The sequence below is a fragment of the Lentzea sp. NPDC054927 genome, from assembly GCF_053610285.1.
In genome coordinates, this window is sequence record NZ_JBSGXZ010000021.1 from 34,190 (window position 1) to 48,906 (window position 14,717).

Genomic DNA, 14,717 nt, shown 5'->3' on the forward strand with positions numbered 1-14,717 from the left:
TCGCTCAACCCATTTTCGGAAACGCGGATAGGTGCGAACGCGATGTCCGGGTTGTGAAGGTGGTGGGACGCGGCCGCGAGCTCGCGCTGGTGCGGTCGTGGCTGGCGGCGGAGACCGGCGGGCTGGTGCTGTGCGGCGGCGAGCCCGGCATCGGCAAGACCCGGCTGGCCCAGGAGCTGGCCGGGCACGCGCTCGCGCGCGGCCGTGAGGTCGTGTGGGGGCACTGCGTCGAAACCGAAGGCGCGCCGGCGTTCTGGCCGTGGCGCCAGGTGCTGAAGGCGGCGGGTGCCGACCCCGACACCGTCCTCGCACACGACGCCGAGGTGCCGCAGGACAGGTTCCGGGTGTTCGACGCGATCGCGACCGCGCTGGACCGCGACGGCATGGTGATCATCGTCGAGGACGTCCACTGGGCCGACCGGGCCTCGCTGCTCGTGCTCGCCCATCTCGCCACGAACCTGCGCCGCGTGCTGCTGTTCGCCACGTTCCGCGACCCGTGCCCGGCAGCCGCGGATCTCATGCGCTCGGCCGTCCGCATCGACCTGCACGGCCTGTCCGCCGACGAGGTCGCCGAACTCACCGGACCGGAGCACGCCGCCACGATCACCGAACTGACCAGCGGGAACCCGTTGTTCGTCACAGAGATCGCCCGCGCGGTCGAGGACGGCACCTGGCGCGCGGACCAGCCGCCGCGCAGCGTCCGGGACATCGTCACCGCCCGCCTCGACCGGCTCGGCCCGGACGCCCGTGAGCTGATCAAGACGGCCGCGCTGATCGGCCGCGACTTCGATCTCGACCTCGCCGCTCAGGCCTCGGGCCTGCCGATCAGCGCGTTGGACGAGGCGACGACGCTGATCGACGCGACGGGGCACCGGTTCGTGCACGCGCTGACCCGTGACGCCGTCGAAGCCGCGCTCACCACCGCCGAACGCCGCGCGATCCACCGCCGGATCGCCGAGGCGATGGCGGACAGCACCCACTACGCCGATGTTGCCCGGCACTGGAACGCCTGCGGCGCACCGGAAGAAGCCCGCTTGTGGACGATCCGTGCTGCCGAGGACGCGGTTGCCAGGCTCGCCTACGAGGAGGGCGCCCGGCTCTACGCGGCTGCCGCGGCGTTCGAGGACAGCTGCGAAGTTCAAGTGGCACTGGGGAAAGCGGCGTACTTCGCGGGCGACCTCGCGACGTGCGTCCAGGCCGCCCAACGCGCCGCCGGGCTGGCGCGGACTCCCGAACAGATCGCGGAGGCCGCGCTCGTGCTCGAAGCGGCACCCGGCGCCGGCGTGAACGCGATCGCGACCCCGTTGTGCGACAACGCACTCCGCCAGGAGGTCAGTCCCGCGACCCGCGCCAGGCTGCTAGCCCAGTGCAGCCACCTCGCGTTCTACCGGGGTGAACAGCACCGGCTCGACGACCTCAGCCGCGAGTCGCTCGACCTGGCCCGGCGCAGTCACGACGACCGCGCGCTCGCCGAGGCCCTGCACGCCCGCCAGGAAGCCTGCCCCGGTCCGGCCGGGCGCGCCGAACGGTTGCGGCTGGCCGCCGAGATGATCGACCTCGCCCACCGCACGCACAGCCCGCGCGGTGCGATGTGGGGCTCGCTGTGGCGCGTCCACGCGTTGATCGAGAGCGGTGAACTCGCCGCCGCACAAGAAGAACTGCCCGCGCTGCAACTCGCCTGCGACCGCGTCGGCGGCCAGGTCCCGCAGTGGCACGTCGAAGTCGCGACAGCGTGCCTGGCCCAGGCACAGGGCCGGTTCGCTGAAGCCAAGGAGGTCGGACGGCGAGCCTATGACCGCATGCGCGTGATCGAACGTGAACCCGCGTCCGGCGCCTACTTCGCGCTGCAGTGCGGTCTCGCCTGCCACCTCGGCGTCTCCGAGGACGGCCTGACGCTCGCCCGCCACTTCCACGACCCGCCACCGCGGTTCCGGCTGATGTCGAAGCTCACGCGGGCGTTCCTGTTGCAGCGCGCGGGTTTCCGCGACGAGGCGCTGGAGTGGTACCGCCGCAGCGGCCCGATCGCCGGCTGGGACCTGCCCGCGTTCTTCGTGCTGCCGGGCCTGGTCGACGCCGTCCTGGTGACCTCCGCACTGGGGCTCACCGACGACCTGCAGGTGATCCTCCCGCGCCTCGCGGAGTTCCGCGGCGCGCACGCGGCCGGCAACGGCGTCGCCTACATGGGCCCGGTCTCGCTCGCGCTGGGCCGCGGTCACCTGGCGCTCGGGGACGTCGACCAGGCCGTCACGGACCTGACCACCGCCGTCGACGAGGCGTCCCGGGCCGGCGCCCCCGCGTTCGCCGCCGAGGCCCGCTGGCACCTCGCCGCCGCGTTGCGCGCCCTGGGCCGTGACGCCGACACCGTGCAACGCGCCGCGGACCGCGCCATCCGCGCGTTGGGCATGACGGCGTTCACGACGACCGAGCTGAGCAGCCGCGAACACGAGGTCGCCTGCCTCGTCACCGACGGCCTCACCAACCGCCAGATCGCACAACGGCTCGTGATCTCCGAGCGCACCGCCCAGAACCACGTCCAGCACGTCCTGACCAAGCTCGGCTTCAGCACCCGCAGCCAGATCGCGGCGTGGATGAGTACCCGTCCGAGTACTCCGGCGGATGGCTGACCAGCGCGAACTTCCTAGGTTGGAGCCACACCGACTTCAGGAGGAACACCATGTGGCTCACCATCGCGACCCCGCCCGTCACGTCCCTCGACCAGCTCGACAAGATCATGGGCGCCTTCACCCCGGACGGCATGCGGGCCCGCTACGCCTGCCAGGCAGGCGACGAGTTCCGGGTCATCGCCGTGTGGGAGTCGAAGGACCACGCCGACCGGTTCTTCAGCGAGGTGCTCGGCCCGCACCTGGCCCGCGTGCTCGGCCCGACGCCGTCCGGCGCGCCCACGGCCACCGGCATGGAGGTGCTGCGGGAGTTCGTGCCCGTCAGTTGAGGGTCGCGATCGACACGTTGAGGGCCGCCGCGAAGCTCACCCACGCCAGGTAGGGCACGAGGAGCAGCGCGGCGGCCTTGCCGCGCCACCAGAACACGACGATCAACGCCACGATCGTCAGCCACAGCACCAGGATCTCGGCGAACGCGGTGCCGAACCAGCCGAGCCCGAAGAACAACGGCGTCCACAGCGCGTTCAGCACCAGCTGCACGCCGAACAACGTCAGCTCGCCGCGCCGGGCACCAGCGCGCCACGCCAGCCAGCCGGACAACGCGATCAGCCCGTACAGCACCGTCCACACGGGACCGAACAACCAGGCGGGCGGCGCCCAGGACGGCCGTCGCAGGCTGAGGTACTCGTCCCCGGCCGACACCGAGAACAGCGATCCCACCACGGCCGTCACGACAACCGCCGCGACGAACACGAACAGGACCCGCACGGGGTGATGGCGCATCGGCAACGCGGTCATGAAGAACTCCCGACAGGCAGGGCACGGACGATGGCGAGCACCGTGGCGCGGCTCGGTGCCGCGCGTTCGGAGTCGTCGAGCAGGGACAGTTCGTCGGCCAGCACGGCCTGGCGGATCTTGTCGAACCGGCCGGGCACCTCCCGGGCGAGCACCTCGACCAGCCGGTTCCTCAGGGCCCGTCCCGACAGATCGTCGGACGGCAACACCCGCCAGTGCTCCTTGAGCACGCGCTCGGCCACGTCCTCGCCACCGGCCGCCCACAGGAGGCGGATCATGCGGTCGGCGAGGCTCATGCCATGAGTCTAGATTCGATTCAAAATCGTTTCAACCGAGGTGGCGAGCGTGCGCACCCTCTCGACACCCTCCGGCAGCGTCACCGAGTCCCACCCCGGCCCGCCCACCAGCACCGACACCCCGGTGAGCTCGGCCAGCGGCACCTGTTCGGCATATACCCGGTCGTGTGCCCACACGAACACAACGCGCGGCTCCAACCGCCCCACCGCACTGGTGAGCGCGTCAGCAGGCACGCGGGCACCGAGGTTGCGCGACACGCAGTTCTTCTCGGCGAGGGCCGCGGCCAGCACGTCCAGCGGCAGGCTGTGCTGCTCGTCCGGCGCACACGCCAGCAGCACGCTCGGCGTTCCCACGGCCACCCCGGACACCCGCATCGCGTCGGAGATGGTGCCGCTCGCGACGTGCTCGACGGCGACACCGGCGGTGGTCGACGAGATCCGTTCGCCGAGCTCGATCAGGAACGGCATCAGCACCGCGTCCCACGTGTGCACGACGCCATGGCGAGCGATCAGACCCACCGCCACCCGCCGCATCTGCGCCGCGTCGAGCCGATCGGCGGCGGCCTCGAAGTCCAGGTCAGCGTCCGCGGACGGGGTCAGCGACCCAGGCGGAACGAGGGAGGCCGCGGCCGACGCGGGCGCGACCCCCGAACCGGTCAGTTCGAGCATCCGTCTGAGGCGCGCGAGGTCTTCGTCGTTGTAGCGGCGGTGCTTGCCCTCCTGGCGCGTGCTGGGGCCGAGGCCGTAGCGGCGGTCCCAGGTGCGCAGGGTCGTGGGCGAGATGCCGAGCATCCGCGCGACCGCTCCGGCACTCCACTCCACCGCTCACCTCCGCTGCACCGATTTTGAATCGTAATGCGCGGACGCCGGAACAGCGCAAACGGCTGTTCCGGCGCAGCGGTGGAACTACTACTTCTTCTTGCCGGTGAACAGGTCCTTGACCTGGTTCCCGCGCCGGCGCAGGCCCCACTTCGTCACGCGGATCAGTGCCTCGCGGACGATGTTGCCGCTCATCTTCGACTCGCCGAACTCGCGCTCCAGGAACGTGATCGGCACCTCGCGCACCCGGAAACCGAGCTCGAGCGTGCGCCACAGCAGGTCGATCTGGAAGCAGTACCCGGCCGACGCGACCGAGACGAGGTTCAGCTTGCGCAGGGTGTCCGCGCGGAACGCCCGGTAGCCGCCCGTCATGTCGCGGATCGATGCACCCAGCGCGAGCCGCGAGTACAGCGAGCCGCCCAGCGACAGGAACTTGCGCTTCGCGGGCCAGTTCACGACCTCGCCGCCGGGCACCCAGCGCGAGCCGAGCACGAGGTCGGCCTTCGGCAGCGCGTCCAGCAGCCGATGCAGCTGCTCCGGCGCGTGCGAACCGTCGGCGTCCATCTCGCAGATGACGCCGTAGTTGCGGTCGAGCGCCCACTGGAAGCCCGCGACGTACGCGGCGCCCAGTCCGGCCTTCTCGGTGCGGTGCATCACGTGGACGCGGTCGTCGGCGGCGGCCATCTCGTCGGCCAGCTGGCCGGTGCCATCGGGGCTGCCGTCGTCGACCACCAGCACGTGCACGTCGGGCAGTGCCGTGTGCAGTCTCTTGACGATCTTTCCGATGTTGTCCCGCTCGTTGTAGGTCGGGATCACCACCAGCACCTGCCCGAGTTCCTGGTCAGGCTGCTGCGCCATTCGAGTCCTTCCGTCGTCGTGCGAAGCCCAGCGCCAATGCGACAAGGCCCAGAGCGGTCATCACCCACTCGGGCCAGGCTCCTAGCCAAGTCGCCAGCGTAGTCTGCGACCTCAGCGGCAGCTCCGCGACCAGGGCATCAGGCACGAAAAGGCCAGTCTTCTGAGTGACGGAACCGTCAGGCTGGACGATCGCGCTGACCCCGGAAGTGGCCGCCACGACCACCGCCCGGCCGTGCTCCACGGCCCGCACTCTTGACATGGAAAGCTGCTGGTAGGTCATTTCCGTGTAGCCGAACGTGGCGTTGTTCGTCGGGATCGCGATGATCGTCGCGCCCGCCGTCACGGTGTCGCGGACCACTGAGTCGAACGCCACTTCGTAACATGTGTCAATCGCGACCTTCGCCGGCCCCATGACGAAACCTTCCGGGTCCGAACCGGGCTGGAACACCCCCGCGCGGTCCACCTCGGAGGCGAACAGCCGGAAGAACGACCGCATCGGCATCGTCTCGCCGAACGGCTGCAGCTTGCGCTTCGTGTAGGTGTCCGTCGGCCCCTTCTCCGGGTCCCACAGCACCACCTGGTTGCGCGGCAGCCCGTCGCCGCGGTCGACCACCACGGCACCCACCGCGATCGGCGCCTTGATCGCCTTGGCGGCCTCGTCGATCCGCGCGGCCGCGTCGACGTTGCGGAACGGGTCGATGTCGGACGAGTTCTCCGGCCAGATCACCACGTCCGGCTGCTTCACCTTGCCCGCGGCGACGTCGGCTGCCAGCTCCATGGTCTTCTTGACGTGGTTGTCGAGCACCGCGCGGCGCTGCGAGTTGAAGTCGAGCCCGGCGCGCGGCACGTTGCCCTGGATCGCGGCGACCGTCACGGTCCCGGCCGAGGCGTCGACGCCCACCGGCACGACGAACCCCACCAGCAGCGGCACCACGACCAGCGGCAGGCCGAGCTTCCAGTTCTTCACCACCCAGAACAGCCCGAACCCGGTCAGCACCACCGCGAACGACACCAGCGGCGCGCCACCCAGCGACGCCAGCGGCAGGTACCAGCCCTCCGGCTGCCCGAACGCGATCTTGCCCCAGGTGAAGCCGCCGAACGGGAACACCCCGCGCAACGCCTCGTCCGCCACCCACAACAACGCCGCCCACAACGGCCACCCCGGCACCCGTGAGGCGAACGCCATCGCGGCCGTGCCGATCGCGATCATCAGAGCGCACGCCAGCGCCAGCGGCAGCCACGCGATCAGCCCGACGAACTCCCCCGTCCATCGCAGCAGCGGCACCAGGAACCCGAGTCCGAACAGCAGGCCGTAGCCGAACCCGGCCCGCGCGCGTCTGTCGTAAATCACATACGCGAGCAACGCGAACCCGACCGGCGCCAGAAACCACAGCGGTCGCGGCGGAAAGCTCAGGTAGATCAGCACGCCGCCGGCGACGGCGAGGGCCATGCGCGACAGCACCGGCCGGCTCACCCGCCGTCTGCGAGCGGGCAATTCCGGCGATTCCGGCGCGATGGGGGGTGCGACCACCCGATCAGCCTACGAGGCCCAGGAGTACACAGGAGGTATGACCTATGTCGATCTAGTGCTGCGACGCCTGGCGACGGAGGGGGACCGCGAGTTCATCGTCGGCGGCGACACCCGGCTCACCCGTGCTCAAGCCCGCGACCTGCTGTTCCGGCTCGCCGACGGACTCACCCGGCGCGGCGTCCGGCCCGGCGACGGGGTGGCGGTGTACGTCGGCAACACCCCCGAGGCGGTCCTGCTGAACCTGGCGGTCCACCTGCTCGGCTGCCGGCTGGTGTACGTGCCGCCGGAGCCCGGTGCCGGCGAACTGAAGGCGCTCATCGACCGGGCCGAGGTCGCCGCGGTCGTGGTCGATCGTGAGTTCAGCACGCGGATCGACGGCTGGCACCTCCAGGACCTGCCGGGAGACCCCGTCGAACGCACCCCGGCACCGGACTTCGCCACGGTCGGCTACACCGGCGGCACCACCGGTCTGCCAAAGCTCGCGGTGCACCGCCCCTACAACCGCTGGCAGGCGTTCGCGGACCGCCCTCCGACGACCATGCTGTGCAACACCCTCATCACCCACGGCAGCGGCGCCTCCGCATCGCAGCTCGCGCTGGTCACCGGGTCGAAGCTGGTGCTGGGTCCGTCGACGTTCGACGCGGACACGTTCGTGCGCCTGGCCCGCGACGAGCAGGTCAACGTGACGACGTTCGTGCCGCCGATGATGTACGAGGTCCTCGACCACCCGGAGTGTCCCGGCCCGCAGTTCGGCGCCATCATCGTCGGCGGATCGCCGCTGGCCCCGAAGCGACTGCGTCAGGCGATCGAGAAGTGGGGCCAGGTCGTCCACCAGGGCTACGGCATGACCGAGGCGCCGGCGATCTCGTCGATGCCCGCCACGGACGTCGACCTCGACCGGCCGGACACCCTGCGCACGGTCGGCAAGCCCAACCCCGTGATCGAGGTCGAGACCCGCGACGGCGACGTGTGGGTGCGCGGCCCGATGGTCATGGAGGGCTACTGGGGCGAGCCGCCGTTGAAGGAGACCAGCGACGGATGGTTCAACACCGGCGACATGGGCTACTTCGACGACGACGGCTACCTCTACCTCAACGACCGCAGCAAGGACGTGATCGTCACCGGCCGGACGTCGGACAACGTCTACTCACGCCTGCTTGACGACCTCCTCATCACGCTTCCCGGTATCCGGCAGGCGGCGGCGGTCGCGCAACCGGACGAGGCGCTCGGCGAGGTGGTCCACCTGTTCCTGGTGACGGACGGACAGGAAGTCGACTTCGACAGCGTTCGCGATTCCGTCGTTGACGAACTGGGTGAGCTTTATCAGCCCCGAGGCGTCACGATCGTGCCCCAACTGCCTCTGACCAAGGTGGGAAAGGTCGACAAGCGCAAGCTTCGTTCCCAGTTTCGGTAAGGTTCGGCCCAAATCAGGAGGTGACGGATGCCCCGTCCAAGCGTGGAAGCCGAACGCAAGGCGCAGATCCTCGCGTCCACCTGCAAGGTGATCGCGTCCGAGGGCTTCCGCCACCTCCGGGTGTCCGACGTCGCCAAGGACGCGGGAGTCTCCGGCGGCACGGTCCACTACTACTTCGAGACCAAGCGCGAGCTGACCGACGCCGCGTTCGAGCACTGCTTCGAACTCTCGGTCAGCCGCCGCCGCTGGATCCTCGAGTCCGACGAGCCGCCGCTGTCCCGCCTGCGCATGGTGGTGGAGTCCTACCTGCCGGAGGGCGCGGAGACCGTCGAGGCCTGGAAGGTCTGGGCCGAGCTGTGGGTCGAGGCCATCCGCAGCCCCGAGCTCCAGGAGCTGAACGAGCGCTTCTACGGCGAATGGCGCGACATCGTGGCGAGCATCTTCCGCGACGGCCAGGAGTCCGGCGACATCCACTCGCCAGGCGACCCGGTCGAGCTGGCGAACATGATGGTCAGCATGCTCGACGGCCTGGCGCTTCAGGTGCTGGCCGGGTCGAACGCCATGACCGTGGACGTCATGCGCACCACCTGCCTGAGGTTCGTCGACCAGCTCTCCACGGCGTCCGTCGGGTAACTGAGCCCGCTGCTCAGCACGCACAGCACGATCAGCAGCGCGACGGGTGTCCTGGTGAACCCGAGGAACAGCAACCCTTTCGGCACCGGCACGGTCTCGGCGAACCGCTGCGCCTCGCTGAGCACCAGCCCGGCGAACATCAGGAACACCACCACGAGCGGCAAGGTGCGCCCCAGCGCGCCCACCGTCACGAGGCTCGCGCTCGACACCACCACGATCGCGGCCGTGAACCACCAGTGGTGCGGCGTGTGCGAGGGCCCTTTCGCGCTGCGAGCCATCAGCCAGTCGCCGAACAACACCGCCACGCAACACAACACCAGCACCCGCATCGCCGTGAGCACGCTCTGGCCGTCCGCCTCGTACGCCATTGGCACGTAAGCGATTGCGAGTGCGGCAAGTGGCGTAACCGCGAGCCCGCGCGCGACCCGCATCACGGCCGGTCGCTGTTGCACGCTCGGTCTCATCGCGGCCCTGGCCCTGATCATGTCCGCCTCACCGCGTTTGCTCTCCGCGGCATCGGCGTCTTCCAACTCCCAGACCACCCACACCAACCCAAGCAGCACAACGAGCCCCAGCACCACCGCGTACCCGGTCAACTCCCGCGGCCCGTAAATCCACCCGACGACACCGACCACGACGCACAACGCCAGCCTGATCAACGCCCCCAGCTCGGGCCGCGCACTGCGCCACGTCTTCTGCGGCCAGGACGTCAGCACGAGCCTGCGCGTGACGAACCAGACGCTCGCCCCCATCGCCACCGTCGCGATCCACACCGCCAGCCCCACCCCTGGCTGCCGCAGCGACCGCGTGTCGCCGAACAGCAGGATCACCGCCGTCAGCACCACGATCACCGCAGGAACCCTGAGGCGCCCGAACGCCCACAGGTGCTGCCGCACCCACCGGTCCCGGTTGCGCCACGCGGATTCCACGACCACGAGTGCCAGGAACCCGAGCGCGACGAAGCCCATCGGGTTACCCGCCAGGTGCGCCACCGCCAGCACCGTGATCGGCACCGCCCGCGGATACGGACTACCGGCCAGCGTCAGGCTGCGAAGCGGCGACGGCGGCCCTTCGAGTTCCTTCGCGCGCAGCCACTGCCAGGCATGCCACAACAGCGGCGCGTAGACCGCGATGAACACCGTGTCGACAAGGAAATCAACGCGCATCTCGGCTCCCCACGGTTCGGGACAACCGTGGAGTCGCAGGTCACAGCCTCGGGGTTACGTCCTGTAACACGTCCGGGTGAAATCAGGGTTCATCCCCGATGCAACAGATGGACGAAACTGGGCATTCTAGGTATATGACCACGACAGTTGCTTTGAGCCGGCCCAGGACCAACCGGATGATCGCGGGTGTGTGCGCGGGGCTCGCCCAGCGCTGGGGCATGAAGGCGAGCACCGTGCGCCTTCTGTTCGTGCTGTCCTGCCTTCTGCCCGGACCGCAATTCGTCGTCTACCTCGTGCTTTGGGTGATCATGCCCGACCGCGGTTACTGACCGACCGCAAGAACGCCGTCCACGCTGCCGGGCCGACCGGCACGTGGGCGGCGGGCGCTTTGGAGTCCCGGATGCCGACGCCGTGCCCGATCTCAACACAGTCGGATTCAGTCGCGCTGTAGCTGCTCTTGCGCCATTCGGTCATCCGGGCCGCCTCCTCAGGACACGATGCTGGTGATCAGTTCCCTCGAGTCTTCCCTACTCAGCGCGATGCGGTCCATCATCTTCAGCGCCTCCTGGTAGATCCCGATCGACACCTTGTCTTCGAGAAACAGCGCCGAGTTCAAGTTGGCCCTGTAGACCAGCGGCTCGAACTTCTCGAACTTCAACAGGCTGAAGTCACCTGTCAGGGCACGCCCCGCGGGAAGGATCCGCATGCTGATGTACGGCCGGACCGACATGCGTAGCAACTCGTGCAGTTGCTCAGCCAGCACATCGGCACCACCGACAGGCGAGCGCAGCACTGGCTCATAAAGGTAGAAGACGAACTTCTTGTGCCCCGCCACGATGCCGCGTCGTTCCATCCGGGCCGCGACCCACTCGGGAATCTCCTCTGGCTCGATGAACGGAGAGTCCTCAGCCACGGCGCGTGCGTACAGCTCGGTTTGCAGCAGACCCGGTATGTACAACGAACTCCAGTGCACGATCTCCTTCGCGATCCGCTCATGCTGCACCAGGGTCCGGACGTGAGCGGGCAACACCGAGTCGAAGATCTGCAGCCAGCCTTTCTCCCTCGACTCCAGGAAGAAGCGTTTCATAGAGTCGAACTCGTCCGACCCGACGCCGCACATACCGAGCAAGAAGGCGAACTCATCAAGCGAAGTCCCGCCCTTGCCGTTGACGAGATCTGACATCTTGGCGTGCTCCCACCCGAGCTTTCGTGCCAGCTCGGACTCCAGCAGCCCGATACTCCGGATGAGCTCGCGCAGGCGCTCGCCGAACTCACGTCCTTGCACAGTGGACACTCTCTTTGGCATGCCAGCGAAACTAGCGCCGCGACTCCCGTCGCCTCCAACTTTTCGACCCCAAATTGACCTGAAAGTATCAGGCGTAGAAGGGTTCTACGACTTTCAGCCGCTCTGCTCAGCCGGTATCCCCGCGAGTTCCTCACTCACGCTCGTGAACGCCTCCGGCTCAACCCGCAACATCCCGGTAAACGGCTGTGTCATCCCAACGCACAACACACACACGAACGCCAACACCGCCGCAGTAAGGCACAACTGCAAAACGTGCCGCACGCGCGAGGTGAACCCGATCAGCAACGGGAACAGGATCATCCCCACCGCCCCGGTGATGGTCCCGATCAGCATCAGCTTGCCGGTGTTGTCCAACCCATCGGCCTGATCCAGCCGATCCCGCCGCAGGTCCGTGATCTCCCGCAGCCGCTCCAACGACCGTTCGCGCGAGCTCTTCACCTGATCCGGAGAGGCAGGCAGCGACAGGATCTCCGAGTGCAGCGAGTTCAGTGTCGAGGTAGTGCGCTCGTCCGACTCCCCCATCGCCAGGCGCGCCCATTCCTTGTCCGCCACCAGCTTCGGGTACTCGGTGAGCAGCGACCGAATGTGATCACGTTGCGGCTGCGGCATCACGGCCGTCTGCCAGTAGGCGTCGGCGATGGCGGCGGCTTCACGGGCGGCGTTGTCCTCGGCGGCGCCGTTCTCCTCCCACACGATCACCACGTAGAACGCCAGCGCGATGATGAACAGGCCGCTGATCACCGCGCCGAGGAACCCGCGCGAGTCGGCGTCGCGGTCGTCGGACTGTTCGTGCGCACGGGAGCGCCCGAGCAGGAGGCAGGCGACGGCCGTGACGACCACCGACGCGACGACGACTACAAACGCGGTCCACATGGCCTCAATCTCCCCACAGCGGCCACCGTTTGACCACCAACACCACGCTTCTCGGCAGTCTCACCCGCCCATCAAGAGCAACGGCGGTGGATCAAGCACACAGCAGGTCCACATCGGATCTCGTCCGCGAAACCCGTTGACACGAATGGGAGAACCGAACCGAAGAGTCCTCAACGGAGAGTGAGCGGGCGCTGATCAACGGGCGGTGACAACGCCGCCCCAGCGTGCCAACCTGTGCGCCGACCCCACCGAGAGGCGTGGCATGCGTGTACCGATCCTCATCGCCGTCGTGCTGCTGGTTCCGCTGCTCGCCCCCGGCCCGCCGGTCGCCGCGGCCGAGGTCTGGCACACCCAGTTCGACGAGGCGGTGTACGGAGACGTCATGGTCGTCGGCAACGCCGTCCTGACCTGCCCGACCCCAGAACAGGCCGGCCCCGACCCGAAGTACCCGCAGAAATCCTGTGTGGACGCCCAGAACCGCCAGGGTCACGGCCCGTCCGCGCAGAACAACGCTCACCGGATGTCCTACGCCGACGTCGACGACAACCCGGCGACGTTCAACTCCTCCAGCGCACAGCTGCAAATCCCCGCCGGGGCAGCCATCGCCTACGCCAAGCTGGGCTGGGCCGGCAACGCGACCTGCCGCGACGCCGGACAACCACCCGGCAAGCCGCAGGACCCGGTCACCCTGAACGGCACCAGCGTCAGCCCGAGCCGGTTCCTCATCGACTCGCCGGACGACCTCTCCCACACCGACAACGCCTTCTACAGCGCCGAAGCCGACGTCACCCCGCACATCAGAAGCGGCACCATCACTGTCGGCAACGTCTGGACGCCCCAAGGGTTCGACTGCTTCGGCGGCTGGTCGCTGACCGTCGTCTGGAAGTTCGCCGGCCCCGCCGCGGCCGCACCGGCCCGCAGGCACGTCTCGGTGCACGGCGGCCACGTCCGCCTGCCCACAAAGGCCCCGGCCATCCGCACCCCGATCGCGCCCACGCACCCCGCCGGGGGCACGATCCGCCTCGGCATCACCGCGTACGAGGGCGACTGGGCCACCGACGGCGACCAGATGCTGGTCAACGACCACTCGATCGCCGGCCGCAACGCGTTCGTGTCGAACGCACAAGGCGCCGTACAGCCCAGCAGTCCCAACAACATGAGTGTCGACGCACGCACGTTGACCCTCACCGACGACGTGCTCAAGCCCGGCACCAAGAGCGCCGAGCTGGCGTTCAAACGGGCCGACGACGCGTTCCTGATCCAGAGCATCGCCTGGTCGTTCCCACTGCCCGAACTGACCCTGGCCGTCGACCCCGAACAGCCCGCCGCACACCCCAAGGACAACGTCGCCCAAACGGCGACCGTCACGAACACAGGTGACGCCCCTGCCGCAAACGTGTCCGTGTGCGGCCAGAACATCGGCACGATCGCCGCGAAAGCGAAGGCCACCCGCACGTGCACCACGCTGGCCGCCGACGGCGACTACGCGGCCACGGTCACCGCCAGCGGCACCAGCCTCGCCGGTGACCCGATGGCGACCCACCTGACGTCAGCGGTCGACGTGCTGCACCCGGCGTTGCGCGCGACCACCGCGACGGACCCGCTGACCGCGTTGCCGGGCCAGGCCGTCAAGTTCACGACGACCGTCACGAACACCGGCGACACCCCGCTCTACAGCCTCAGCGGCCGGGCCCAGGGCGGGTGCGCACCGATGCAGGGCCAGCTCGACCCCGGCGCGACCTCCACCGTGGACTGCACGGCCCCCGCGGGCGACGAATCCGGCGCGTTGACCTCCACCGTGAGTGCCGCCGACAAGATCGGCGGCAAGGTCGAGGCGAGTGCGTCCGTTCAGGTCAAGGTGATCTACCCGCGACTGACCATCAGCGCGCTCTGGTCGAAGGACCGCGCGGAGGACGGCGAGCTCGTCACGGTCACGATCACCGTCGGCAACCCGTCCGAGTACCCGATCGACGACGTCGAGGTCGGTGGTGAGCCCGCCGCGTGCCGGCGCGGCTTCCCCGCCCTGCGGCCCCGCGAGCGCATCACCTACACGTGCCAGGTCACCGCGCCGGTGAACTCCCGGTTGACGGTGTCCGGCGCGGGTGCCGGGCAGGCGATCAGCGAAAGCGCCGTCGTGCGGATCGCGTCGGCCACCACGCCGCTGCCGCCCGAGCCGGAAGAACCTGCATCGACACCTGACGAACCAGCTCCTCCACGGCCGGTAGCGCACGTTCAGCAGGTGTCGAAACCGGCGGTCGGTGGCGTCGCGGCGATAATCGGCGTGATCGGCATGGTGATCGTGGCGAGCGCGATTTCCGGGCTCGGCCGGCGGTGAATTCTGAAACCGTGTGCTTTCCCGGTCCGGACAGAGGCGTGTTCCTCCAGTCCGGAATGCGGTAGAAGGA

The 14,717-nt window shown here is 68.9% G+C and carries 15 protein-coding genes; 6 read left to right on the forward strand and 9 right to left on the reverse strand.

The window, feature by feature from the left end:
* The first annotated feature begins 53 nt into the window (after positions 1 to 53).
* Together ACWGE0_RS25725 and ACWGE0_RS25730 are read left to right on the forward strand one after the other, a co-directional pair.
* A complete protein-coding gene (locus ACWGE0_RS25725; protein WP_452263453.1) occupies positions 54 to 2,624 on the forward strand; it encodes an AAA family ATPase in 2,571 nt (856 codons plus the stop codon).
* Positions 2,625 to 2,674: 50 nt separating this feature from the next.
* Positions 2,675 to 2,950 carry a hypothetical protein gene (locus tag ACWGE0_RS25730; protein WP_452263454.1) on the forward strand — a complete coding sequence of 92 codons (276 nt, stop codon included), beginning with the start codon at positions 2,675 to 2,677 and terminating at the stop codon, positions 2,948 to 2,950.
* Here the strand turns inward: ACWGE0_RS25730 and ACWGE0_RS25735 are convergent.
* The 5 genes from ACWGE0_RS25735 to lnt all read right to left on the reverse strand — a co-directional run bounded on the left by ACWGE0_RS25735 (position 2,943) and on the right by lnt (position 6,920).
* Positions 2,943 to 3,419 (reverse strand): TspO/MBR family protein, encoded by a 477-nt coding sequence (locus tag ACWGE0_RS25735; protein WP_452263455.1) that lies wholly within the window; start codon positions 3,417 to 3,419, stop codon positions 2,943 to 2,945. The genes ACWGE0_RS25730 and ACWGE0_RS25735 overlap by 8 nt on opposite strands.
* Positions 3,416 to 3,712, reverse strand: coding sequence for a hypothetical protein (locus ACWGE0_RS25740; protein ID WP_452263456.1), 297 nt, complete (start codon positions 3,710 to 3,712; stop codon positions 3,416 to 3,418). Before ACWGE0_RS25740 ends, ACWGE0_RS25735 begins: the two co-directional genes overlap by 4 nt.
* Positions 3,713 to 3,721: 9 nt before the next feature.
* On the reverse strand, positions 3,722 to 4,534 hold the full coding sequence (locus ACWGE0_RS25745; protein WP_452263457.1) for a MerR family transcriptional regulator: 813 nt from the start codon (positions 4,532 to 4,534) through the stop codon (positions 3,722 to 3,724).
* An 87-nt stretch (positions 4,535 to 4,621) separates the two neighbouring features.
* Positions 4,622 to 5,389, reverse strand: a complete 768-nt coding sequence (locus tag ACWGE0_RS25750; protein WP_452263458.1) for a polyprenol monophosphomannose synthase — start codon at positions 5,387 to 5,389, stop codon at positions 4,622 to 4,624.
* Entirely contained in the window at positions 5,373 to 6,920 is a 1,548-nt protein-coding gene (gene lnt, locus ACWGE0_RS25755; RefSeq protein WP_452263459.1) for an apolipoprotein N-acyltransferase, read from the reverse strand. The genes ACWGE0_RS25750 and lnt overlap by 17 nt, the downstream gene beginning before the upstream one ends.
* A 37-nt stretch (positions 6,921 to 6,957) precedes the next feature.
* Here lnt and ACWGE0_RS25760 point away from each other — a divergent pair, with 37 nt between their 5' ends.
* Positions 6,958 to 8,334, forward strand: coding sequence for a class I adenylate-forming enzyme family protein (locus ACWGE0_RS25760; RefSeq protein ID WP_452263460.1), 1,377 nt, complete (start codon positions 6,958 to 6,960; stop codon positions 8,332 to 8,334).
* Between the two features lie 27 nt (positions 8,335 to 8,361).
* On the forward strand, positions 8,362 to 8,967 hold the full coding sequence (locus tag ACWGE0_RS25765) for a TetR/AcrR family transcriptional regulator (protein ID WP_452263461.1): 606 nt from the start codon (positions 8,362 to 8,364) through the stop codon (positions 8,965 to 8,967).
* Here the strand turns inward: ACWGE0_RS25765 and ACWGE0_RS25770 are convergent.
* Positions 8,871 to 10,133, reverse strand: a complete 1,263-nt coding sequence (locus ACWGE0_RS25770; protein WP_452263462.1) for a hypothetical protein — start codon at positions 10,131 to 10,133, stop codon at positions 8,871 to 8,873. The genes ACWGE0_RS25765 and ACWGE0_RS25770 overlap by 97 nt on opposite strands.
* Positions 10,134 to 10,267: 134 nt before the next feature.
* On the opposite strand from ACWGE0_RS25770, the gene ACWGE0_RS25775 reads away from it, so the two are divergent.
* The gene (locus ACWGE0_RS25775) at positions 10,268 to 10,462 is read left to right on the forward strand and encodes a PspC domain-containing protein (RefSeq protein ID WP_319971939.1); all 195 of its coding nucleotides are present in this window, start codon (positions 10,268 to 10,270) and stop codon (positions 10,460 to 10,462) included.
* On the opposite strand, the gene ACWGE0_RS25780 is transcribed toward ACWGE0_RS25775, so the two are convergent.
* The 3 genes from ACWGE0_RS25780 to ACWGE0_RS25790 form a co-directional block, all read right to left on the reverse strand.
* Positions 10,440 to 10,607 carry a DUF397 domain-containing protein gene (locus ACWGE0_RS25780; protein ID WP_452263463.1) on the reverse strand — a complete coding sequence of 56 codons (168 nt, stop codon included), beginning with the start codon at positions 10,605 to 10,607 and terminating at the stop codon, positions 10,440 to 10,442. The two genes, ACWGE0_RS25775 and ACWGE0_RS25780, sit on opposite strands and share 23 nt — an antisense overlap.
* Before the next feature lie 13 nt (positions 10,608 to 10,620).
* Positions 10,621 to 11,418 (reverse strand): helix-turn-helix domain-containing protein, encoded by a 798-nt coding sequence (locus ACWGE0_RS25785; protein ID WP_452263464.1) that lies wholly within the window; start codon positions 11,416 to 11,418, stop codon positions 10,621 to 10,623.
* 114 nt (positions 11,419 to 11,532) lie between these two features.
* On the reverse strand, positions 11,533 to 12,312 hold the full coding sequence (locus ACWGE0_RS25790; protein WP_452263465.1) for a bestrophin-like domain: 780 nt from the start codon (positions 12,310 to 12,312) through the stop codon (positions 11,533 to 11,535).
* A 262-nt stretch (positions 12,313 to 12,574) separates the two neighbouring features.
* Between ACWGE0_RS25790 and ACWGE0_RS25795 the strand changes: the two genes are divergently transcribed.
* The gene (locus ACWGE0_RS25795) at positions 12,575 to 14,647 is read left to right on the forward strand and encodes a hypothetical protein (protein ID WP_452263466.1); all 2,073 of its coding nucleotides are present in this window, start codon (positions 12,575 to 12,577) and stop codon (positions 14,645 to 14,647) included.
* Positions 14,648 to 14,717 lie beyond the last annotated feature (70 nt).